18 protein-coding genes are annotated in these 22,055 nt (G+C 59.0%); 7 read left to right on the top strand and 11 right to left on the bottom strand.

Annotation, left to right across the window (positions count from 1 at the left end):
- Nucleotides 1-24 precede the first annotated feature (24 nt).
- From AC13D2_RS09505 to AC13D2_RS09490, 4 genes are read left to right on the top strand one after another with little or no spacing between them, the layout of a single operon-like run.
- Complete coding sequence (locus AC13D2_RS09505; protein WP_292047124.1) at nucleotides 25-1,392, top strand: glutamine synthetase family protein; 1,368 nt, start codon at nucleotides 25-27, stop codon at nucleotides 1,390-1,392.
- Between the two features lie 9 nt (nucleotides 1,393-1,401).
- Complete coding sequence (locus AC13D2_RS09500) at nucleotides 1,402-2,787, top strand: aldehyde dehydrogenase family protein (RefSeq protein WP_482938543.1); 1,386 nt, start codon at nucleotides 1,402-1,404, stop codon at nucleotides 2,785-2,787.
- Nucleotides 2,788-2,832: 45 nt separating this feature from the next.
- Entirely contained in the window at nucleotides 2,833-3,978 is a 1,146-nt protein-coding gene (locus tag AC13D2_RS09495) for an iron-containing alcohol dehydrogenase (RefSeq protein ID WP_482938542.1), read from the top strand.
- Between the two features lie 60 nt (nucleotides 3,979-4,038).
- Nucleotides 4,039-4,446: an NINE protein gene (locus AC13D2_RS09490; RefSeq protein ID WP_482938541.1), complete on the top strand. Its 408-nt coding sequence runs from the start codon at nucleotides 4,039-4,041 to the stop codon at nucleotides 4,444-4,446.
- Between the two features lie 3 nt (nucleotides 4,447-4,449).
- On the opposite strand, the gene AC13D2_RS09485 is transcribed toward AC13D2_RS09490, so the two are convergent.
- The 9 genes from AC13D2_RS09485 to AC13D2_RS09445 all read right to left on the bottom strand — a co-directional run bounded on the left by AC13D2_RS09485 (nucleotide 4,450) and on the right by AC13D2_RS09445 (nucleotide 16,254).
- On the bottom strand, nucleotides 4,450-5,817 hold the full coding sequence (locus AC13D2_RS09485; protein ID WP_482938540.1) for a WS/DGAT/MGAT family O-acyltransferase: 1,368 nt from the start codon (nucleotides 5,815-5,817) through the stop codon (nucleotides 4,450-4,452).
- Nucleotides 5,818-6,081: 264 nt separating this feature from the next.
- Entirely contained in the window at nucleotides 6,082-6,450 is a 369-nt protein-coding gene (nirD, locus tag AC13D2_RS09480) for a nitrite reductase small subunit NirD (protein WP_292047129.1), read from the bottom strand.
- Nucleotides 6,451-6,649: 199 nt separating this feature from the next.
- The gene (gene nirB / locus AC13D2_RS09475) at nucleotides 6,650-9,163 is read right to left on the bottom strand and encodes a nitrite reductase large subunit NirB (RefSeq protein WP_482938539.1); all 2,514 of its coding nucleotides are present in this window, start codon (nucleotides 9,161-9,163) and stop codon (nucleotides 6,650-6,652) included.
- 29 nt (nucleotides 9,164-9,192) lie between these two features.
- Nucleotides 9,193-10,422, bottom strand: a complete 1,230-nt coding sequence (locus AC13D2_RS09470; protein ID WP_292047131.1) for an NAD(P)/FAD-dependent oxidoreductase — start codon at nucleotides 10,420-10,422, stop codon at nucleotides 9,193-9,195.
- Between the two features lie 295 nt (nucleotides 10,423-10,717).
- Entirely contained in the window at nucleotides 10,718-11,587 is an 870-nt protein-coding gene (locus tag AC13D2_RS09465) for an ABC transporter ATP-binding protein (protein ID WP_482938566.1), read from the bottom strand.
- A 188-nt stretch (nucleotides 11,588-11,775) separates the two neighbouring features.
- The gene (locus AC13D2_RS09460; protein WP_482938538.1) at nucleotides 11,776-12,771 is read right to left on the bottom strand and encodes an ABC transporter permease; all 996 of its coding nucleotides are present in this window, start codon (nucleotides 12,769-12,771) and stop codon (nucleotides 11,776-11,778) included.
- Between the two features lie 24 nt (nucleotides 12,772-12,795).
- Nucleotides 12,796-14,151 carry a CmpA/NrtA family ABC transporter substrate-binding protein gene (locus tag AC13D2_RS09455; RefSeq protein ID WP_482938537.1) on the bottom strand — a complete coding sequence of 452 codons (1,356 nt, stop codon included), beginning with the start codon at nucleotides 14,149-14,151 and terminating at the stop codon, nucleotides 12,796-12,798.
- A gap of 212 nt (nucleotides 14,152-14,363) precedes the next feature.
- On the bottom strand, nucleotides 14,364-15,605 hold the full coding sequence (locus tag AC13D2_RS09450) for a CmpA/NrtA family ABC transporter substrate-binding protein (RefSeq protein ID WP_482938536.1): 1,242 nt from the start codon (nucleotides 15,603-15,605) through the stop codon (nucleotides 14,364-14,366).
- A 22-nt stretch (nucleotides 15,606-15,627) separates the two neighbouring features.
- On the bottom strand, nucleotides 15,628-16,254 hold the full coding sequence (locus AC13D2_RS09445; RefSeq protein WP_292047136.1) for an ANTAR domain-containing response regulator: 627 nt from the start codon (nucleotides 16,252-16,254) through the stop codon (nucleotides 15,628-15,630).
- 472 nt (nucleotides 16,255-16,726) lie between these two features.
- Between AC13D2_RS09445 and AC13D2_RS09440 the strand changes: the two genes are divergently transcribed.
- Nucleotides 16,727-19,402 carry a nitrate reductase gene (locus tag AC13D2_RS09440; RefSeq protein WP_482938535.1) on the top strand — a complete coding sequence of 892 codons (2,676 nt, stop codon included), beginning with the start codon at nucleotides 16,727-16,729 and terminating at the stop codon, nucleotides 19,400-19,402.
- Here AC13D2_RS09440 and AC13D2_RS09435 read toward each other — a convergent pair.
- Nucleotides 19,382-20,083, bottom strand: a complete 702-nt coding sequence (locus AC13D2_RS09435) for a hypothetical protein (protein WP_292047140.1) — start codon at nucleotides 20,081-20,083, stop codon at nucleotides 19,382-19,384. The two genes, AC13D2_RS09440 and AC13D2_RS09435, sit on opposite strands and share 21 nt — an antisense overlap.
- A 258-nt stretch (nucleotides 20,084-20,341) precedes the next feature.
- Here AC13D2_RS09435 and AC13D2_RS09430 point away from each other — a divergent pair, with 258 nt between their 5' ends.
- Nucleotides 20,342-20,962, top strand: coding sequence for a type IV toxin-antitoxin system AbiEi family antitoxin domain-containing protein (locus AC13D2_RS09430; protein ID WP_292047141.1), 621 nt, complete (start codon nucleotides 20,342-20,344; stop codon nucleotides 20,960-20,962).
- A gap of 30 nt (nucleotides 20,963-20,992) precedes the next feature.
- Nucleotides 20,993-21,898 carry a nucleotidyl transferase AbiEii/AbiGii toxin family protein gene (locus AC13D2_RS09425; RefSeq protein ID WP_292047142.1) on the top strand — a complete coding sequence of 302 codons (906 nt, stop codon included), beginning with the start codon at nucleotides 20,993-20,995 and terminating at the stop codon, nucleotides 21,896-21,898.
- A gap of 34 nt (nucleotides 21,899-21,932) precedes the next feature.
- On the opposite strand, the gene AC13D2_RS09420 is transcribed toward AC13D2_RS09425, so the two are convergent.
- Nucleotides 21,933-22,055, bottom strand: a 123-nt coding sequence (locus AC13D2_RS09420) for an IS3 family transposase (RefSeq protein WP_482938565.1), incomplete at its 5' end; no start/stop codon positions are given.

The following is a 22,055-nucleotide window of genomic DNA, read 5'->3' as shown; positions in this document are numbered from 1 at the left end:
TAGTTGATATTGTGGAGCCGTGAGATGGCAGCTCAACTGTCTTTTAAAGAACTGAAAAAATGTGTCGAAGACGGCACGATTGATACCGTCGTGGCCGCGATCCCCGATATGCAGGGGCGTCTCATGGGCAAACGATTTCAGGCCCAGTACTTTATCGACACCGCCTGGGAAGAGAGTCACTGTTGCAAGTACCTCGTGGCCACCGATCTGGAAATGACAACGGTGGAGAACTATGCCTCAACCAGTTGGGCGGCCGGTTACGGCGACTATGTGATGAAGCCGGATCTGACCACGCTGCGGCGCCTGCCGTGGCTTGAGGGTACCGCCTTCATCCTGTGTGACCTGATTGATCACGCCACCCATGAGCCCGTACCACACTCGCCCAGGGCGGTACTGAAAAAACAGCTGGAGCGGCTGTCAGCCATGGGGTTGCAGATGACCACCGCCACCGAACTGGAGTTTTTCATTTTCCGGGAGACGTTTGAGGAGATGCAGAAGCGTCAGTATCACCATATGACGCCCATCAGCCCCTATAACGAGGACTACCACATCTTCCAGACCACCCGTGAGGAAGACGTGATGCGGCCCATCCGCAACGGACTCTATCAGGCGGGGATCACGGTTGAGAGCAGCAAAGGTGAGGCCGACGCCGGGCAGGCCGAGCTCAACATCCACTACTCCGACCCGCTCACCATGGCCGACACCCACGTTCTGGTGAAAAATGCGGTCAAGGAAATCGCCTGGCAGCACGGGCGCAGTGTCAGCTTCATGGCCAAGTGGAATCACAACGCCGCCGGGTCGTCCAGCCATATCCATCAGGCCCTCTCGGACAGTACCGGAAAATCAGTGTTCTATGACCCCAATGGTGCCCATGGTATGTCCAAAACCATGGAGCATGCGCTGGCGGGGCTACTGGAATACGCCAACGACACCACCTTCTTTCTCGCGCCTTACGTTAACTCGTACAAGCGGTTTGCTGCCGGCACCTTTGCCCCGACCAGCACGGTCTGGTCCATCGACAACCGCACCGCCGGTTATCGCGTTGTCGCACCGAACACGGACGCCGTGCGGGTGGAGTGTCGCATCGGCGGTTCCGATCTCAATCCATACCTGGCGCTGGCGTCGCAGATTGCCGCCACCATCGCCGGCATCGAAGGCAAGCTCGAGCTGGAACCGGAGTTCTCCGGCAATGCGTATGGCGCCGAGTCTGCCCGCAGTATCCCCTCCACGTTGAGAGCAGCCACCGATTCGTTGCGTGGCTCAAACATGCTGCGGGAAGCCATGGGCAACGACGTGATTGATCACTACGTGCGTTGTGCGGAGTGGGAGCAGGAAGATTTTGATCGTGTTGTTACCGATTACGAAGTCAAACGTGGGTTTGAGCAAGCGTAGGACACAGCTATGAGTACGACCATTCAATGCATATCGCCCATCGATGGTTCCGTGTATGTGGAGCGCACAACACTTTCCCTCGAAGCCGCGCGGGAGGCCGTCGCCAGGGCAAAAAACGCACAGCCGGACTGGGCCGCCCTGCCGCTTTCGGACCGGGTTCAACGGGTTCGCGACGGCATCGCCCGGCTGGGTGACATGAATGACGACATCGTGGAAAAACTGGCCTGGCAGATGGGGCGGCCCGTGCGCTATGGCGGCGAGTTCGGGGGCGTGGACGAGCGTGCCGGGATGATGGCCGATCTGGCGGAAGAAGGGCTGGCTTCCATCGAGATCGAAAACAGTGCCGCCTTTCACCGCTACATTCGGCGCGAGCCTCATGGCGCCGTGCTGGTGGTTGCGCCCTGGAATTACCCCTACATGACGGCAGTGAACACGGTCGTTCCGGCCCTGATTGCCGGTAACGCGGTGTTTCTCAAACACGCGTCACAAACGCCCCTGGTCGGTGAGCACATGGCGGAGGCGTTCCACGCCGCTGGCATTCCCCGGGAGATCTTCCAGAATGTATTTCTGTCCCACGAGACCACGTCCGAGCTGATCGCGGAAAAAGCCTTCGGTTTTGTGAATTTTACCGGTTCGGTGGATGGGGGGCAGGTCATCGAGCGAGCCGCTGCCGGCACTTTTACCGGCGTTGGGCTGGAGCTTGGCGGTAAGGACCCGGGTTATGTGATGGACGATGCGGATCTGGGTGCCGCCGTGGAGACACTGATCGACGGCGCCATGTTCAATGCCGGCCAGTGTTGCTGTGGCATTGAGCGCATTTACGTGGCAGAGAACCTGTTCGATGCGTTCATTGAGAAAGCCGTTGCCATCGTCAGTGCCTACCGGCTTGGCAATCCGCTGGACAGGGATACAACGCTCGGCCCGATGGCGCATGTCCGATTTGCCGACCATGTCCGGAAGCAGACGGAGGAAGCCGTTGCCAGCGGCGCCCGGGCCCTGATCGCCCCCGAGCTTTTCCCTGAACAGGGCGGGGCCTATCTGATGCCGCAGATCCTTATTGATGTGGATCATTCCATGCGAATCATGCGAGAGGAATCCTTCGGCCCGGTGGTTGGCATCATGAAAGTCAAAGATGACGCCGAGGCGGTCGCGTTGATGAACGACAGCGAATTCGGCCTGACCGCGTCACTGTGGACCAAAGACATTGAACGCGCAGAGCGGGTGGCCGGTCAGATTGAAACCGGCACCGTGTTCATGAACCGTTGTGATTACCTGGACCCGGCGCTGTGCTGGACCGGTTGCAAGAACACCGGTCGCGGTGGCGGGCTTTCTATCATCGGTTACCACAACCTGACGCGCCCGAAATCGTATTACCTGAAAAAGTCGGTGAACTGATATCCGGATCAACCGACAACCCGATTCTCTGACGAGGGGCTGACAATGACACTCTCCGCAAACTGGTCCTATCCCACGGATATTCGTTTTGGCGCCGGTCGCATCGCTGAACTCGGCGAATGCTGCGCGGAGGCCGGCATTAAACGGCCGTTGCTGGTGACCGACAGGGGGCTGGCAAACCTGCCCATCACCCAGCAGACGCTCGATTTAATGGAGCAAGCCGGTCTTGGGCGGGCCATGTTCTCGGACGTTGACCCCAACCCCACGGAAATCAACATGGAAGCGGGCCGGCACGTCTTCCTCAACGGCAACCATGACGGGGTCATCGCCTTCGGCGGCGGCTCCGGGCTGGACTTGGGCAAACTGCTGGCCTTCATGGCCGGTCAGACCCGGCCGGTGTGGGACTTCGAGGATATCGGTGACTGGTGGAAACGCGCTGACGCCGACGTGATCGCCCCCATCATTGCGGTACCGACGACCGCTGGCACCGGGTCGGAGGTGGGGCGTGCCAGCGTCATCGTCAACAGCCAGACCCACGTCAAAAAGATCATCTTTCACCCCCGGATACTGCCGTCGATTGTGATCTCTGATCCGGAACTGACGGTCGGTATGCCGCCGTTCATTACGGCCGGAACGGGCATGGATGCGTTCATTCACTGTTTCGAAGCGTTCTGCTCCCCCCACTTCCACCCCATGAGCCAGGGCATAGCGCTGGAGGGCATGCGGCTGGTGAAGGAAAACCTCCCCCGGGTGTATGCGGACGCCGCCGATATCGAGGCGCGCGGGCAGATGCTGGTCGCTGCTGCCATGGGCGCGGTGGCCTTCCAGAAAGGCCTGGGGGCGACCCACGCGGTCTCCCATTCGGTCGGCGCGATCTACAACACCCACCATGGCATGACCAACGCCGTGGTACTGCCGTCGGTCATCACCATGAACCGGCCAGCGATCGAAAACCGGGTCGACGACATTACCCGCTACCTGGGCATTGCCAATGGCTTTGACGGGTTCACCCAGTTCATCATGACGTTACGGGAATCGCTCGGCGTGCCCGAGCGCTTGCGTGACATGGGCGTGGGCACGGATCGCATTGAGGAAATGACCAAAATGGCCCTTGCAGACCCAAGCGCCGGTGGTAACCCGGTGAAGATGACAGCGGAAAACACGCGAGCTTTGTTTGAAGCCTGCATCTGATTGATCTATTGTCGGTTTTGGCAAAAACCTAAGCCCGCATCCGAGCCAACAGGAACGCAAATGGCAGACAATCAGGACACCCACAGTAAACTCATCGGCTACCTGCTCTGGATCTTCGGATTCCTGGGGTCGCACCGCTTCTACTACGGCAAACCCATCACCGGCACCATCTGGTTCTTCACCCTGGGGCTGCTGTTCATCGGCTGGATCATCGACCTGTTCCTGATCCCGGCCATGGACCGGGAGGCGGATCACCGGTTCCGCGAGGGCGAGGTCAGTTTCAATATTTGCTGGATTCTACTGACCTTCCTCGGGGTGTTTGGTATCCACCGAATGTACATGGGCAAGTGGATCACCGGAATCATTTATTTGCTGACGGGCGGCCTGTTCCTGGTGGGGGTGCTTTATGATTTCTGGACACTGAACAGCCAGATCTCGGAACGCAATCAGGAAATGAAGTTCGGTTAGGCGCTACAGCCCAGCCGCCTGCTCCAACTCGGTCAGGCCCTCTTCCAGGTAATCCAGCATGCGCTGCAGGCTGGGCAGGGTGCGGCGACAGCCGATCAGGCCGAATTCCACCTGGTCGCAGTAGCTGGTCAGGGTCATGTTCAGGGCAATCCGGTCCATGGCAATAGAGACCGGATACATCCCCTCAAGCCTCGCACCGTTCCAGTAACTGGGTTCTTTCGGCCCCGGTACGTTGGAAATCACCACGTTGAAGGTCTGCCACTTCGGGGCCAGGCCCGTCAGCAAATTGAAGCTTGCTGGAGCCAGCAGCAGCGCGGTGTAATTCAGGATTTCCTCCGGCGACATGGTCGCGTAACGCTCCTTGGCGGTTTTCACGTCGTCATGGATATAGCGCAGCCGTTCACCGGCATCGTTCAGATGAGTGCCCAACGAGGCTAGGATGATGCCCACCTGATTGCCGCCGGAGCTGTCATCCGTGCGCAGGGAAACCGGTACCATGGCGACCAGCGGTTTTTCCGGCAACGCGTCCTGATTCATCAGGTAGGTTCGCAACGCCGTCGCACACATGGTCATGACCACGTCGTTGACCGTTGTGCCGAATGCTGTGCACACGGCGCGGATACGTTTCAGGCAGTAGGACTGGGCGGCGAAGCGGCGGGAGCCGGTGATCTTGCCGTTAAGCACACAACGCGGCGCGTGGAAAATGGAATCGTAGGCCGGGTTCTTTCTGGCCCGGTTGACGGTGCGCAGCAACGCTTTTGATACCGCAGGCACGGTACCCAGCTGTTTGCCGGATTCCCCGAGCAGATGCGCAACGTTACGCCACATAGACGGGCCATCGGAGTCGCCATGGTTGCGGCTGCGTTCTGGCAGCGACCAGATAGGCGGCATGTCACGCTGCTCCGGATCCTGCGAGAGCATACGCTGAAACAGTCGCATGGCGGACACGCCATCAACCAGCGAATGGTGCACCTTGGTGTAAACGGCAAACTGCCGCTCCTGAAAGCCTTCAATGAGGTGAAATTCCCACAGCGGCCGTTCCCGGTCCATCAGGTGGCTGTGTTCGGCGGAGACAAACGCCAGCAACTCCCGGATCCGGCCAGGGGTGGGCAGGGCTTCGAAGCGGAAATGATGCTCCAGGTCCAGTTGCTCATCCTCTACCCAGACCGGTTGGCCGAACCGATTGCCCAGGCGCCGGTCAAAGGGAGCTGTGACAATGGTCTGTTCCCGCAGCTGGTCCGCAAGCTGGGCGACATAATCGTCGGGCGCATCGTCGGGGAACGAAAATAGCTGCAGGCCGCCGACGTGCATCGGTTGCTGGCGTTTTTCCAGCCACAGAAATACCTGGTCTACCGGGCTCAGTGCTTTCACGGAACAGATCTCGCCTTGTTGTGATTATTGTCTGGGAGTCAGTGTTGCAGCATTTCTGGTTTGGGGGAAGTTTCGGGTTTGTGCTGAACAGACCTGTTTTGTTGGTCTTGGGGGGAGTCGCCGCTTCGGGGGGTGGGGTTATTTTTTCTTTGGGAAAAAGAACTCGCTTCGCTCAGACACCTTTTTCCTGGCAGAAAAAATAACCCCACCCCCCAAATCGGCTTTTCGGGCCCTTGCAGAAGCCTGCCCGGGGAAACTAACGGGTTAGGCCACGGCTGATTCCTTGTTGGTTGCAGGGATTTCCACGCGGACGTTGTTGCCATCCAGCAGGACTGGGTAGGTTTTTACGGCTACCGCCTCGTCTTCCAAGCACTGACCGGTTTCCAGGTTGAAGTGCTGTTTGTACAACGGAGACGCCACCACCGGCTGACCTTTCAGATCCCCGGTAATCCCCCGCGCCAGCACGTTCTTACCGGTAAACGGATCGGTATGGCTGACCGCAAACAACGCCGGCAACCGATGCGGCAGATAAAACACCGCCACCGGACCATCCTCGGTCCAGACCGCAACCCCCGATTCCGGCACAAGATCATCAACCGTACAAACAACGTCCCAGGAAGTGCGTGCTTTCATAACGTTCTCCAATTTCATTCAGATTCGCCAAAGGCGTTAACTCTTGATTTGATGCGCTTTTAACCAGCGATAACTGGTGATCCGATGAGCGTGGGGGTCAATAATTTTTCCCGCCAGGAAAAAGGTGTCCGAGCGCAGCGAGTTCTTTTTCCCAAGGGAAAAATTATTGACCCCCGCGCTCCACCCCGAGCCACTAGTCCTAAGCAGGCTCCTCCTCAAGCAAAGGCCGACGTTGATCCCGTTCGGTAGTCCACTGTTGAACCGGGTCTTTCTTGGAAGGCGCATTCACAAACTCCCGGAACCGCTTCCGCTTCTCAGGATCCTCAACCGCCGTCTTCCACTCGCACTGATAGGTATCCACCAGATCCGCCATGTGCTTCTCCAGCTCCTCACCAATGCCCAGGCTGTCCTCCAGAACCACCTGCTTCAGATACTCCAGGCCACCTTCCAGGTTCTCCATCCACACGCTGGTCCGCTGCAAACGGTCCGCCGTGCGCACGTAGAACATCAGCACCCGATCGATAGCGCTGATCAGCTCCTCATCGGACAGATCCGTCGCAAACAAATCCGCGTGGCGCGGCCGCATGCCGCCGTTGCCACACACATACAGATTCCAGCCGTTTTCCGTGGCAATCACGCCAATGTCCTTGCTCTGGGCTTCCGCACATTCGCGGGTGCAACCGGACACCGCCATCTTAAGCTTATGGGGCGAGCGCAGGCCCTTGTAGCGGTTCTCCAGAAAGATCGCCATGCCCACGCTGTCCTGTACGCCGTAGCGGCACCAGGTGCTGCCAACGCAGGACTTCACCGTACGCAGAGACTTGCCGTAGGCATGGCCGGTTTCGAAGCCGGCGGCGATGAGTTTCTCCCAGATCTCCGGCAGTTCGCTCAGGGTGGCGCCGAACAGGTCCACGCGCTGGCCCCCGGTGATCTTGGTATACAGGTTGTATTCCTTGGCCACTTCACCCAGCACAATCAGCTTGTCCGGGGTGATTTCGCCGCCCGGCACCCTGGGAACGATGGAGTAAGTGCCGTTCTTCTGCATGTTGGCCATGAAGGTATCGTTGGTGTCCTGCAGGGGCACGTGGTCGGTGGCCAGGATGTGCTCGTTCCAGCAGGTGGCAAGGATGGAGGCTACGGCCGGTTTGCAGATGTCGCAGCCGTGGCCCTTGCCATGATCACGGATTAATGTCCGGAAGGTACGGATGCCATTGACCTTCACGATGTTGAACAGGTCCTGGCGGCTGTACGGGAAGTGCTCGCAGATATCCTTGCTGACTTCCACGCCGCGTTTTTCCAGTTCACTGTCCACCACGTTCTTCAGTAGCGCTGCACAGCCGCCGCAGCCGGTACTGGCCTTGGTTTCTGCCTTCACACCGGCAAGGTCGGCGCAGCCGGCGTCGATCACACCGCAGATATCGCCTTTGGACACGTTGTGGCAGGAGCAGATCGAGGCGGTTTCCGGCAGGGCGTCCGGGCCCAGCGCGGGAGCGCCGCCCTGGCTTTCCGGCAGTATCAGGGTTTCCGGATTTTCCGGCAGTTCAATGTCGTTCAAGGCGTATTGCAGCAGCGTGTCGTAGTGACTGTTGTCACCCACCAGGATAGCGCCCAGCAGGGTCTTGCCGTCTTCGCTGATCACCATGCGACGGTAGTGGCCGGCCTGCTCGTCGTTAAAGCGGATGTTGCGGGCACCTGGGGTTTGGGCGTGGGCATCGCCGATCGAGCCCACATCCACACCCAGCAACTTGAGCTTGGTGCTCATGTCGGCGCCGGTAAAGGCCGCTTCCGTGTCACCGTTCAGCACTGAGGCCAGGGTGCGGGCCATGGTATAGCCCGGCGCCACAAGGCCGAAAATCTTCTCACTCCACAGAGCGCATTCGCCGATGGCGTGAATGTGCGGGTCAGAGGTGGTGCACTGATCGTTGATGACAATACCACCGCGCTCACCCATGGCGAGTTCACTGGAACGCGCCAAGGCATCCTGGGGGCGGATGCCGGCAGAGAACACAATCAGGTCGGTTTCCAGATGGGTGTCGTCACTGAAGTTCATCCGCAGGCGGGCTTTTTCGCCTTCCACGATCTCGGTGGTCGCCTTTTCGGTGTGCACCTGCACACCCAGTTCCTCAATCTTGCGTTTCAGCAGTGCGCCACCGTCGCTGTCGAGCTGCACCGGCATCAGGCGAGGCGCGAATTCCACCACATGGGCGTCCAGGCCCAGGCTTTTAAGCGCGTTGGCGGCTTCCAGGCCCAGCAGGCCGCCACCCACCACAACGCCGGTTTTAACGCCGTCGGCGCTGGCGCGGATGCTGTCCAGGTCTTCCAGGGTACGGTACACCAGGCAATGGGGGTGCTCGTTACCCTTGATGGGCGGAACAAACGGGTATGAGCCAGTCGCCAGAACCAGTTCGTCATAGGCGTAATCACCCATGGGTGTGGTAATGGTCTGATTGGCGCGATCGATGCCGGTCACCTGTTCGCTCAGGCGCAGGTCGATGTGGTTCTCGGCGTACCAGTCGGCGGTGCCCATGGCCAGATCGGCGTGGGTGGAACCACCAAAGTACTCAGACAGGTGAACCCGGTCATACGCCAGCAGTGTCTCTTCACCAAACACCTTGATGTCGAAGTCAGCCGCTGCCGGGGTTTCCACCAGCTGTTCCAGGAAGTGGTGGCCGACCATGCCGTTGCCAATCACGATCAGGGTTTTCTTGCTCATGGTAATTCCTCTCTCTGTTCCTGGCCGCTTTACGCGGCTTCGCAGTAGTGCTTGCCAAAGGCCAGATGGGCCCGGTAAGGGCTGATGTCATCGGCCTGTTGAATGCGTTCGCTGTACCAGGCGCCGTCACTGGTTTCACCGAAGAGCACCGCGCCCGTGAGTCTTTGGTCGCGGATCAGCAGGCGGCAGTAGCGATTGGTGTCGTAGTCCTGCCAGACCACGGATTCGGTGTTGGGGTCTGCTTCGGTCTGGCCGCAGGAAAATATCGGGATGCCGCTGATTTTCAGGCGCGTCGGGATGGTGGACGGCGCAAAGGCGGCCTGACTGTCGGAGTGACACAATATCTGCGCCAGCACATCGGCCTGTTGGTAGCCCGGCTCCACCAGCCCGAAGGTCTGGTTTTCCACCTGGCAGCATTCCCCCAGGGCATAGATGTACGGGTCGCTGGTTTGCAGTTGTGGGTTCACGCGGATGGCGCGTTCGCAATCCAGACCCGCCTCCCGTGCCAGTTCGGTATTCGGTGTAATTCCGGCGGCAATCACCACCAAATCGGTGCTGATCAGGGTTTCATTGTCCAGTTGCACCGCTCTCACCAGGTTGCGACCGAGAAGGGCTACTGGGGACGTTTGAGTGCGAATGGTCAGGCCGCGTTCGGTCAGGGCCTGTTCCAACAGTGCGCCGCCGGTCTCGTCCAGTTGTCGGTTCAGCAGATGGCTGCCGCGGTGCAGAACGGTGACCGCCATACCCCGGCTGCGCAGTCCTTCAGCTGCCTCCAGACCCAGGAAGCCGCCGCCGATGACCACCGCGCGGCGATGGCGCTGGCTGGTTTGGATCAACTGGCGAGTATCTTTCAGGTCGCGGAAACCCATGACACCTTCCAGGCTCTCGCCCTCCAGGCAAAGACTGGCGGAGCGGGAGCCCGTGGCCAGAACCAGGCTGGTGTAGCGCTGAGTCTGCCCGCTGGCAGTGGTAACCGTGCGGTCTTCCCGGTTAATGGCGGTAACGGGGTCGCCCTGGTTCACGGTGATGTTGTTGTGCCGGTACCAGTCCGGTTGCTGCAGTTGCAGGCTGTCTTCGTTGGCATCGCCGGCCAGGAGGGCCGAAAGCTGGATGCGGTTGTAGGCAGGGCTTGTTTCGCCATTGAATACCACGATGCGCTCAAAAGGCTGGTGCGGCTGAGCAACCAGTTTTTCGAGCAGGCGCTGGGCCACCATGCCGTGCCCGCAGATAACGAGAGTCTGTTCTGCCTTTGCGCTCATGATGGTGATGCCCTTCTTGTGTCCAAAACGAAAAAAGCCGGAGCATCTGATCCCCGAAGGAACTCGATGGTCCGGCGCCAATGCCAACAACAATGATCTGATGGTCCGGCCGATCCTTAGCCGGGACATTCTTCCCTGTATCTACAGTAGCGAACGCCGTGCCAAAATTATTAGTCCTTTATTTACAGCAAGTTGAAGGATTTCGCTTTGAACTCGACCTGAAAGCTGTGCGCTCTGACAGGGCGACGTGCACCGGATGAGTGCTTCTGAAGGGCGCGAGCTTCTCCGTTTGATCTCATGCAATGCGGCGAACCGGGCTCTCAGAACGCTCGTTCTCCCCATCCGGTGAGCTGCCTTCCTGCTTGGGCGCTTCGGCTTCAGCAGTGGGCTTATCCTGTTCATCCTCGCGTTTGCCGGGGAAGCGCTGCTTTTCATACAGGAAGGACAATACCGCCTGACGGTAGCGCACATATTCTGGATGGTCGGCCAGGGTGACCCGGTTGCGGGGCCGATCCAGCTCAATGTGCAACTCCTCCCCGATGGTGGCGGCCGGCCCGTTGGTCATCATTACAATGCGGTCTGACAGCAGTACGGCCTCGTCCACGTCATGGGTAATCATGATCACCGTGCTGTTCAGGTCCTGCTGAATTTTCATCAGCGAATCCTGCAGGTGGGCCCGCGTCAGCGCATCCAGTGCGCCAAAAGGCTCGTCCATCAACAGTACGCTGGGCTTCATCGCCAGTGCCCGGGCAATCCCGACCCGCTGGGCCATGCCGCCGGATATCTCTCCGGGGCGTTTATCCAGGGCGTGGTCCATGTTGACCAGCTTGAGGTTGTGAAGAATCCATTCCTTCCGCTCGGTTTTACTCATGGATTTTCGGAACACTTGCTGTACGGCCAATTCAACGTTCTCGTACACGGTCAGCCAGGGCATCAGTGAGTGATTTTGGAACACAACCGCACGTTCCGGCCCCGGTGTGTTCACCTCATGCCCATCCAGTACGCAACCTCCTCGCGTAGCCTGTAAAAGCCCGGCGACAATATTGAGCACGGTCGATTTACCGCAGCCGGAATGCCCGATCAGTGATACGAATTCACCTTTGCGGATCTTCAAGTCTACGTTTTCCAATGCCACAAACGGTCCATCCTTGGTATCAAAGGCCATCTGCACATTGGTCAATTCTAGATGCGACTTACTCATAACAATCTCCTCAAACTTGCGGAGCGCCGGGCGGTATTGGCCTCCCGGGACCGTCAAAAACATGGATGTTTTTGTCGAGCGTACAGGGACGTATTCACCGCGTGTCCCGGGAGGCCAATACCGCCCGGTGCGGCCTTCACCAAAGTCAGAGGCTACTCGTTCCAGGCAACCCGCTTCTGAATCAACAACATGATTCGGTCCAGCAAAAAGCCAATAAAACCGATGGCCAGTACCGCCACCATTATTCGGCTCAGGGATTCGCTGCTGCCGTTCTGGAATTCGTCCCAGACAAATTTTCCGAGGCCGGGGCTCTGAGCCAGCATTTCGGCCGCTATGAGAACCATCCAGGCGATGCCCAGGGACACTCTCAGGCCGGTGAAGATCATCGGAACAGATGACGGCAACACGACCTTGCGAACGTGAGTCCAGAACGACAGTTGCAGTACTTTCGAAACGTTTAAAAGATCGGGATTGACTGCTGAAACACCCACACTGGTGTTGATCAACGTCGGCCACAGGCTGCACAGGGTGACGGTGATCATCGAAGTCAGGAACGACTTCTCGAACATCGGGTCGTCACTGACGTACGTGGCGGACACCACCATGGTCACCAGCGGCAGCCAGGCCAGTGGCGATACCGGCTTGAAGATCTGGATCAACGGATTGACGGCCGCCGAGAAATGGCGGTTGAGGCCTATGATAATGCCCAAAGGCACGGCAATGAGCGTGGCCAGCACAAAACCGGCCAGTACGGTGCCCAGGCTGGTGAAGATCTGGTCGATGAACGTGGGTGCGCCGGGATAGTCGCGTATTTTCACCTCCGCGTCCGGGTTCTCTGCCAGGATGCGCTCGTTGCGCTCCTCCTGCATGGTGACGAACTGCGCTGCCCGGTCCCGCTGGTTGCTGTGTTCCTGCCACAATTGCCCAGACTGCTCCAATACATCGGCCGGGCCCGGGAAGGCGCCCAGCGATGTTTGCACCTGAGGCGCGGCCAAGTGCCAGAAGCCCAGGAACAGCGCGATGCCGATGGCTGGCAGCAGCAACTGGCGGAAGGTTTCGGCCAGGTTCTGGCCGGACAGCTTTTCCATCAGCGCACGGAGCCAGCGTTGGCCTGATGATAACGAGTCGGTCTGGCTGAGCGTGGTCATGTGATGTCTCCTGACACTCAAGTCTTATGGGGTTTGCGAGCCTTTCAGGCCAATCTCAAAGCTGTCGATGTAGGCGTTCGGTTCCCTCGGAGTGAAGGCCACGCCGTCGATCAGCTCGCCCTGGTGCGGGCGCGCAAAGTTTTCTGCATCCAGGTCCGGGAAATCCTCGGCCTTGAGCGTGCCGTCCTCGATCAGGGTTCGGGCTGCTTCCTTGTAGATATCCGCGCGATAGACCTTGGCTGCGGTTTCCATATACCAGTCGTCGGATTTCGGCTCGGGAATCTGGCCCCAGCGACGCATCTGGCTCAGGTACCAGATGGCATCGGAGGGATACGGGTAGGTGGCGTAGTAGCGAAAGAACACGTTGAAGTCCGGTACCTTTCGCACGTCGCCTTTCTCATACTCGAAGGTGCCGGTCATGGAGTTGGTGATCACTTCCTCGTCTGCGCCCACGTAGCTTGAGCGGGACAGGATTTTGACCGCCTCTTCACGATTGGCGTTGTCGTTCTCGTCCAGCCAGTGGGCGGCACGGATCAGCGCACGAAGCAGCCGGAGATGGGTGTTGGGATACTGTTCTGCCCAGGCTTCGGTCACACCAAACACTTTTTCGGGGTTGTTGGGCCAGATTTCGTAGTCGGTGATGACCGGCACGCCGATGCCTTTGAACACCGCTTGCTGGTTCCAGGGCTCACCCACGCAATAGCCCTGAATGGTGCCGGCTTCCATGGTGGCGGGCATTTGCGGTGGCGGTGTGACCGACAGGTGAACGTCGGCGTCGATGTTGCCGCTGGTATCGCCGCGCTGGGGCGCATAAAAGCCCGGGTTCAGGCCGCCTGCAGCGAGCCAGTAGCGAAGTTCGTAGTTGTGGGTGGACACGGGAAAAACCATGCCCATGCGAAAACGCTCGCCCTTGTCACGGTACTGTTCGATGACCGGTTTCAGGGCAGCGGCATTGATGGGATGAGCGGGGTTGCCGTCGCTGCCATCGTCGATGTGTGGGCGCATTTGCTCCCAGACGTCGTTGGATACGGTGATACCGTTACCGTTCAGGTCCATGCTGAAGGCAGTGATGATGTCCGCCTGGGTGCCGTAGCCGATAGTGGCCCCCAGTGGCTGGCCCGCCAGCATGTGGGCGCCATCCAGGGTGCCGGTCACGACGCCGTCCAGCAGGACTTTCCAGTTGGCCTGGGCTTCCAGCTCCACGAACAGGCCCTCATCCAGGAAAAAACCCTGTTCCCAGGCAATGGCTAATGGCGCCATATCGGTCAGTTTGATGAAGCCGAGTTTCAGGTCTGGCTTTTCGGCCGGGCCGATGTCGGCGTGTGCAGAGCATGCCGCCGTCAAGATCAAGAATGTCGCTGCCAGTGTTCTCAAATGCATGGTGCTCTCCCGGAGTATTATTCAGACAAAAAAAAGCCTGCTCCCCGTTTCCGGGGCGCAGGCCTCAATGCCTGATGTTCTGTCAGTTTTCGTCACTGCCGTTTACCCGCGCAGTGAATGCAAGATCGTCTATGTTGACTAAGCAGTCTGCGTGCCATCTTTGTAATTTTTTGATAGATATAAAAATATCTGGGTTTTTGTAAAGAAGGGCGTTATTGAGGGCGGGTTTTCGTGGCTGTTTTAGTGCGTGATGCTTCTTTATTGGGCGTGGCCATGGGGTTGTCGGCCAGCCAGTCGTGGAGGTGCTCTCCCAACAGGCGGTCGCTGGCAACATCCACGGGGCCGTAGCGCCCCGACAGGGTAAAGGGGAGTTGGTGCCGGCCCTCGGTTTTGCTGTCGATAACCGGTGCGTCAATGCCCATGGAGGCGGCAGCGTCCCGGAACAGGTCGGGCCTTATCACCCGGCGCACCATGGTGTCGTCCACCGGGCCGAGTTGCCCGCGGAGGGTCAGGCGAGTCGCGAGCCAATGGGCCTGTGACAGCCAGGGGAAATTGGCGGAGTGGCGAAAAAAGTGTTGGTGCAATCGCGGATGGAACAGACTGTACGGGTGGTTGTCCAGCACGTTGATCTGTTCACCCAGGTACTCGGGCCTGGCCAGGACGTCCCGCAGCAGGCCGTGGTTGTGAGGGTTATCCAGCCACTGACAGGCCGCAAGCAGTGCCCGCAACAGGTGCCGGTGCATCATGTCGTGCTGCTCAGTCCAGTCGGCTCGCATACCCAGAACTTTTTCCGGGGCGTTCTGCCAGATCTGGTGGCCGGAATGGAGAATATGCCCCAGCTCCTCGTACTCCAGCAAGCTGTTCCAGGGCTCACCGACGCAGCAGCCTTCGATGGAGTTTGATCGAAACGCGTCCACCATCTGTATCGGGGATACCGGGATGATCTGCACGTGCTGTTCCGAGTCTGGCCCGGCAGAGGCCAGCCAGTCCCGGAGCTGGAGATCATGGCTGGACCAGGGCGCCACGGAGGCCAATCGTATTGGCTCGCCCCTGCCCTTGGCCACGCGTATCAGCGCGCGCGCGGTGGCAATGGGATTCTTCAGATCCGTGTCTGAACGGACCAGTTCGTGATGCAGCCGAGCGCTGAGGGTAATCCCGTTGCCGTTGCGGCTCAGCACCATGCCGACCACAACGGGCACTTTGGGACGGTCGCTCGCCAGGGAGATACTCAGAGGCATTGGCGCCAGCATGTGGCCACCGTCCAGCAGGCCAAAGCTGACCTTGTCGCGCAAAGAAGCCCAGGAGCCTTCACGCACCAGTTCTACGTCCAGCCCTTCGGCATCAAACAGCCCCAGCTCTCGCGCAACTATCAGTGGCGCGCTATCCAGCAGCGGCACAAAGCCGAGACGGACATTGAATCCGGGATGTTTGTGAAGCGGGGTTGGGCGAACCATGTGGGCTCCCTAACAGCGTTGATCAGGATGCTTTCCGGATGGAGCCCACTGAGCTCTGGCTACGTCTTTCCAACAGGGTAACGACACGCCCCGCCATAACCGCCAGGCGTTCACTGTGCTCCATGGCGGAGCTGCGCAGCATGCGATAGGCGGTTTCCTCGTCGCAGTTCTCATGCCGCATGATCAGACCCTTGGCTTTCTCGATAACCTTACGGTCTTCCAGTGCCGAACGGGTTTCTTCCAGCTCTGCTCTCAATGCCTGAAAGGATTCGAACTGCGCCACGGCTGAGTCGATGATCGAGCGAACCCGTTCCGGCTGTATGCCGTCGACAACATAGGCACTCACGCCAGCCTTGACCGCTGCATGAATGGTGGCGCGGTCACCGGGCTGGTCGGCGAAGAATACAATGGGCCTGGGCGCGTGAGTGTTGAGGGTGCTCATGTTTTCCAGGGTGTCCCGGTCTGGCGAGTCCATATCGATAATCACCATGTCGGGCTGGTCGCGGGCAACCGCTGCGGTCAAACCAGTGGCATCCGGGCGCTGGCGAATGACTTCATGGCCCTCGTATCGTAGCGCCTGGCAGACCTGACTTGCCCGTTCGGGGTCCTTGTCAATCAGAAGGATGCGAAGGGGTTGTGGCGAATTCATGATGATTTCCTCGATGTACAGGCATCAGATGCCTCTCTTAACTCTGTCAGCAATACTGTTCAACCAGAGTTACAGCAATAATTCTGCCAGAGTCACGGGAAGTGCCTCGCGAACAGTGAATCAGCCGTTTCTCAGGCTAGTAGGCGGGTGTTTTCATTCGTCAAACGTGCGCTCTGATTGGGCACTTTTGGGCTTTTTGCACTGTTATGACTCCTGACGAGGAGGTGTGAGCGGCCCAAGGATTCGCTGAAACACCTGTTGGGCGGTGTTCGCGGGGAGTGGCCCTGTATTTGCACAGGCTATGGGAAACATTTGTAGCGATAGCTGACACGCCAACCATAAACAGCCAGGCCCGGGGCTACTTGATCCCGGTACTGAACGCTGGCAACGAAGCCCGCATGCCCGGTTCCCGTCTACTCAGGGGGCTCCGGACATTGCGGGTTTTTTGTGCGTGTAACACTCAGGAGACATCGTGGACGTACTCAACACTACTGGCCCGGACCCGGTTCATACCACCTGCCCCTATTGCGGGGTGGGCTGTGGCGTGATGGCCTATTCCGACAGCGGCACACCAGTGGCGGGGGACAAGAACCATCCTGCGAACGAGGGGCGCCTGTGTGTCAAAGGTGCCAGCCTTCACGAAACCACCGGTCAGGAAGACGGACGGTTACTGTTCCCGATTGTCAGGGGGCGCCGCAGCGAATGGGAGCAGGCGCTGGACGAGGTGGCTCATGCGATACAGGACAGCGTCAAGACTCACGGGCCGCAGTCGGTGGCCTTCTACCTGTCCGGCCAGTTGCTGACCGAGGATTACTACGTCGCCAACAAATTGGCCAAAGGCTTCATTCGCACCCCTCATGTGGATACCAACTCCCGGCTGTGCATGTCGTCGGCCGTGGCGGCGCACAAACGGGCCTTCGGGGCCGATGTGGTGCCAGGCTGCTATGAAGACCTGGAACTGGCGGACTTGCTGGTGCTGGCTGGCAGCAACGCCGCGTGGGCGCATCCAGTGCTTTACCAGCGTATGAAGGCCAGTGCGCGGGATGGGCGTCGAGTGGTTGTTATTGATCCACGTCGCACCGCCACCAGTGAACTGGCGGACCTTCACCTGGCGTTGCGCCCAGGTACGGATACGGTGTTGTTCAACGGTTTGCTGAGTTGGCTCGCCGATCACGGTGGCCTGGACCAGGCCTACATTGATGCGCATTGCCAGGATTTCGATAACGCATTGGCAAGTGCGCAAGCGGCTGCCCCAAGCGTCGAGTCGGTGGCAGAGCAGTGTGATCTTGCGCCGGAGGATGTTGAAACCTTCTATGCCTGGTTTGCTCAGACGCCGCGAACGGTCACCGGTTTTTCCCAGGGGATAAACCAGTCGATTGCCGGCACCGATAAGGGCAATGCCATTATTAACAGCCACCTGGCGACGGGCCGGGTTGGCAAGCCCGGTGCAGGGCCCTTCTCCCTGACCGGCCAGCCCAATGCCATGGGTGGACGGGAAGTGGGCGGGCTTGCAAATACCCTGGCGGCTCACATGGATTATGACAGCCCGGGTGCCCGATCACGCGTGGCGGATTTCTGGGGCACCGGTGCGGTGGCCGATGGCCCTGGCCTGAAGGCGGTGGACATGTTTGAGGCCGTTCACCGTGGCGATATCCGGGTGATCTGGATCATGGGGACCAACCCGGCGGTCAGCCTGCCGGATTCGGCTCGGGTCCGGGAAGCCCTGGCACGTTGTCCCACTGTGATTGTTTCAGACTGTGTTGCCCACACCGACACCACAGACCTCGCTGACATTCTTCTCCCTGCCGCTGGCTGGGGTGAGAAGGACGGCACCGTCACCAATTCGGAACGGCGAATTTCCCGGCAGCGCCGCTTTCTGCACCTCCCGGCTGAGGTAAAGCCGGATTGGTGGATCATGAGTGCCGTGGCCAAAAAACTGGGGTTTGGCGAGGCATTTGGCTATAAGCGGCCCGCGGATATCTTTCGTGAACACGCGGCCCTGTCCGCTCACGAGAACAATGGCGAGCGCCTGTTTAACCTTGCCGGGCTGGCTAACCTTTCGGATGCCGGCTATGAGGCGCTGACCCCAGTGCAATGGCCGGTTCTGAAGGGCGCTGGAGCGGAGACTGAAGGCTCGACAAGACTGTTTTCTGATGGCCGGTTTGTCACCGCGAATCAGCGCGCCCGATTTGTCGCCATCGAAACTCGATTGGCCGCCCAACAACCCAGTGACGACTACCCCTTGGTGGTCAATACCGGCCGTATACGGGACCAGTGGCACACCATGACCCGAACCGCCAACACCCCAAGGCTACTGACCCACCGCTCGGAGCCCTATGTGGACATGCATCCCGACGACATGGTCACGCACCAGCTTATGGAGGGGCATCTGGCCCGGTTGAGACGTGGTGACGGCTGTTACGTGGGGCGAGTCCGCAAGAGCCCCGAACAACGCCGTGGCGAGGTGTTTATACCCATCCACTGGAACCGGCAGTTTGCGTCCAGTGGGGTTGCCACGCTGCTTACCGAATCAGTGACAGACCCAGTCTCGGGTCAGCCGGAGGCCAAACACGGGCGAGCCGTCATAACGCCGTTTCGCGCCCGCTGGCATGCACGATTGCTGGTCAGGCGCAATCGGCCCCGGCGCTGGCAGGCCGATTACTGGTGCCAGGTGCCGTTGCATTACAGCGACAGTTGGTGGCTGGCTGGGCGACAGCCGATCGACTGGTCGGCGTCGATGACTGAGTGGCTGGGCGGAAAAGCGCATCTGGTCATGGCGGACGCCTCCCAGGGCAGGTTCCGTGCGGCCCGGCTGGTCAACGAACAACTGGAATCGGTGTTGATGGTCGACAGCGACCCTGCGTTGATACCGGACGCCAGTTGGCTGGATGGCTGTTTTGCCGAAGCAGAACTCTGCGACGCCAGTCGCCGGGCGCTGTTGGCTGCACGGGATGTAGATGTGGAAGATCCGGGCGCAATGATCTGCAGTTGCTTTCAGGTAGGGGAAAACCAGATCGCTGGTGCCATCGCCAACGGGGCGAAGTCGGTAGAAGCCCTGGGTAATAACCTGAAATGCGGCACAAATTGCGGCTCCTGTATTCCGGAGCTGCGCGATCTGCTTGCGACATCAGTCCGCGAGAGCGCGTAGCAGAACCAGGGGGACCCGGTATCGCAAGCCACGGCAGCGCCCGGTGCCCTCCACGGTGCAGGTTTTCCGGTTTACCCGGATGATCCTGCCTTCGAGCTCTCGTTTGCCGGCACCAAACGCCACGGTATCCCCCACTGCCCAGTTGGCTATGAGTTGGAGAGTGTCCGGCGCCGGAATAGGTTCGTCAGGGACGGTGAGCCCCGCGTCTTCGGCCCGTGTGGCGAGATGATGCCTGGCAGCGTCGGCGCCACCGCTAGTGTGAAGTTCGTCCAGTATCCGGTAGAAATGCTGATTGTGAACGGAGCCGCGATAGCGCTTGCCCGACACATGTTGAAGCAGGTGCGCAAATTCGTGGCAACACGTGTGCGCCAGCAGGTTCAATGTGGTGACGGTCCCCCCGAAATACTCTCTCTGGCGGATCTCCCGTCCGGAAAGCCAGCCGCTAACTGCATCGGGCTGGTGCTTGTCCATGATCATGCGCTTGCCGTAGGTAATCTGGTGCTGTTTCAGGCGAGGGTCAAAACGATGGTAGGTGGCCTGTCCAGAGCCGACACGGCAAAGCAGGGTTGTGGCGGGTAGTTGATCGCGAACCCATTGTCGGGCGGGTGACCAGAGAACCTCTTCGGTCACGGCGCACATCAGGTTGCCAAGTTGAACGGCGCTATTTACTGGAATGGTCATTCTGGGCGAGCCTGGGTGTGGGTCTTCTGCCGCGGATCGATCTGGACACGCCAAGGGTACCTTTCGATTTGCCAGTTTGCTATGGCCTTGTAGCGCATTGTTGTTTAGAGCCTCCTCCACATTTTGTATAGTGCTTGCCTCCGGAGCGAACGCCCAGCCATGCAGAGTGATGAATCAGATAACGCCGACGAAGCCGCCGCTTGAACACTAAACGGTAATCAGACAAACTGTCACCAGATATCAATTAGTGGTGACAGTTTGTCTGATTCCGGCTCCGCCCGATCCTCCTGGGCACAACTGCAAACCCTGTTCCGCCAGCACGGCGGCCAGCTTCGCCTGAGTGAGGCCCTGGCTCGGGGCTTTAGTCGGTACCAGTTCTATCAGCTCAGGGACGAGGGGCTGATTGAGCCCGTCAGTCGTGGGCTTTATCGGCTGGCGGATCTGCCATCCATTGAAAACCCGGATCTGATGGCCGCCGCTACCCGTTTCCCCAATGCCGTGCTTTGCCTGATTTCCGCGCTGGACTGGCACGGAATCACCACCCAGATTCCCCATCAGGTGCATCTGGCGGTGGAGCGGAATGCCCGTTTGCCCGTACTCGATTATCCGCCGGTGGCCGGGTACCGCTTCTCCGGACGGGCCTTCACTGCAGGCATTGAACAGGTGTATGTGGATGGCATCATCCTGAACGTCTACAGTCCGGAGAAAACCCTGGCGGACTGTTTCAAGTTCCGGAACCGCATCGGCATGGATGTGGTGCTGGAGGCGCTGGAGCTTTATCGTACCCGTAAAACCTTCCTTCCAGGCAAACTTATGGAATACGCCAGAATCTGTCGTGTTGCCAAGGTGATGTCACCCTATGTGGAAGCAAAGCTGTGAATGGAATCAACAAAGTGAAAGGAGATCACGATGGTTAAAAACACCGCCGCATCTGTTCGACAGAATCTGCTGAATAAATCCCGGGAAGAAAAACGCCCCTTCCAGGAGCTGTTGCAGTATTACGCCATGGAGCGGTTTCTGTATCGGCTCAGCCAATCGCCCTGTAGTGACTGTTTTACCCTCAAGGGAGCATTAATGCTCTGGGCGATGCAGGGGCCGAACAGCCGACCGACACGGGATATTGATATGTTGGGCCAGACCAGCAATGAACCGGAGTCGATTCTGGCCCAGGTGCGAGACATCATAGCGGCTGAGGTGACGGATGATGGCTTGCGTTTTGACGCGGATAGCCTGAAGGCTGAGGCTATCACTGAGGATGCGGACTACCAGGGATTGCGGGTGACATTTACCGGCATTCTCGACAAGGCAAAGATTCAGATGCAACTGGACATCGGCTTTGGTGATCCCATATTTCCGTTTCCATCCTGGCTGGAGCTCCCGGCCTTACTGGATTTTCCGGCTGCACGGATCAAGTGCTACACGCCGGAGTCGTCCATTGCTGAGAAATTTCAGGCGATGGTGAACCTTGGTGAGCTGAACAGCCGGATGAAGGACTTCTATGATATCTGGTTGCTCTCGCGCCAGCACGAATTCCGGTTGGAAAACCTCAAGGGTGCGGTTGAGGGCACCTTTCGGAAGCGTGGGACGGATATCCCTGAAGCAAGTCCCTTTCCTGCCGCTTTTGTAGACAGCAAGCAGCCTCAGTGGCAGGCTTTCCGTAAACGCCTTGGCCAAGACCATGTGCCAGAGGTGTTCTCGGAGGTTGTAAAGGCGGTGATTGAATTTCTCGGCCCTGTAATGGCAGGCACGCTCGCTAAGACACCGGAGGAAATCTGGCACCCACCCGGTCCATGGAGTCGGCAGGCCAATGGCTAGTTTTATTTCGGAAGACTGGCAAGCCCCCGATATCTTAGACACCTGACAGCTTTGTGAAGTACTGCTTTTCGAAGTCCACCGGTGACAGCCCACCGTTATTGCCGTGTCGGCGAACCGGGTTATAGAACATCTCAATGTAATCGAAGATATCCTGCCG

Source organism: Marinobacter sp. B-12 (assembly GCF_056857915.1).
This window is presented reverse-complemented; position numbering and strand designations above follow the sequence as displayed.

Excerpts from the sequence above, each read along its gene's own strand:
- AC13D2_RS09505 (WP_292047124.1), top strand. The coding sequence starts at position 25 with ATGGCAGCTCAACTGTCTTTTAAAGAACTGAAAAAATGTGTCGAAGAC.
- AC13D2_RS09500 (WP_482938543.1), top strand. The coding sequence starts at position 1,402 with ATGAGTACGACCATTCAATGCATATCGCCCATCGATGGTTCCGTGTAT.
- AC13D2_RS09495 (WP_482938542.1), top strand. The coding sequence starts at position 2,833 with ATGACACTCTCCGCAAACTGGTCCTATCCCACGGATATTCGTTTTGGC.
- AC13D2_RS09490 (WP_482938541.1), top strand. The coding sequence starts at position 4,039 with ATGGCAGACAATCAGGACACCCACAGTAAACTCATCGGCTACCTGCTC.
- nirD (WP_292047129.1), bottom strand. The coding sequence starts at position 6,450 with ATGAAAGCACGCACTTCCTGGGACGTTGTTTGTACGGTTGATGATCTT.
- nirB (WP_482938539.1), bottom strand. The coding sequence starts at position 9,163 with ATGAGCAAGAAAACCCTGATCGTGATTGGCAACGGCATGGTCGGCCAC.
- AC13D2_RS09470 (WP_292047131.1), bottom strand. The coding sequence starts at position 10,422 with ATGAGCGCAAAGGCAGAACAGACTCTCGTTATCTGCGGGCACGGCATG.
- AC13D2_RS09465 (WP_482938566.1), bottom strand. The coding sequence starts at position 11,587 with ATGGCCTTTGATACCAAGGATGGACCGTTTGTGGCATTGGAAAACGTA.
- AC13D2_RS09460 (WP_482938538.1), bottom strand. The coding sequence starts at position 12,771 with ATGACCACGCTCAGCCAGACCGACTCGTTATCATCAGGCCAACGCTGG.
- AC13D2_RS09455 (WP_482938537.1), bottom strand. The coding sequence starts at position 14,151 with ATGCATTTGAGAACACTGGCAGCGACATTCTTGATCTTGACGGCGGCA.
- AC13D2_RS09450 (WP_482938536.1), bottom strand. The coding sequence starts at position 15,605 with ATGGTTCGCCCAACCCCGCTTCACAAACATCCCGGATTCAATGTCCGT.
- AC13D2_RS09445 (WP_292047136.1), bottom strand. The coding sequence starts at position 16,254 with ATGAATTCGCCACAACCCCTTCGCATCCTTCTGATTGACAAGGACCCC.
- AC13D2_RS09435 (WP_292047140.1), bottom strand. The coding sequence starts at position 20,083 with ATGACCATTCCAGTAAATAGCGCCGTTCAACTTGGCAACCTGATGTGC.
- AC13D2_RS09425 (WP_292047142.1), top strand. The coding sequence starts at position 20,993 with ATGGTTAAAAACACCGCCGCATCTGTTCGACAGAATCTGCTGAATAAA.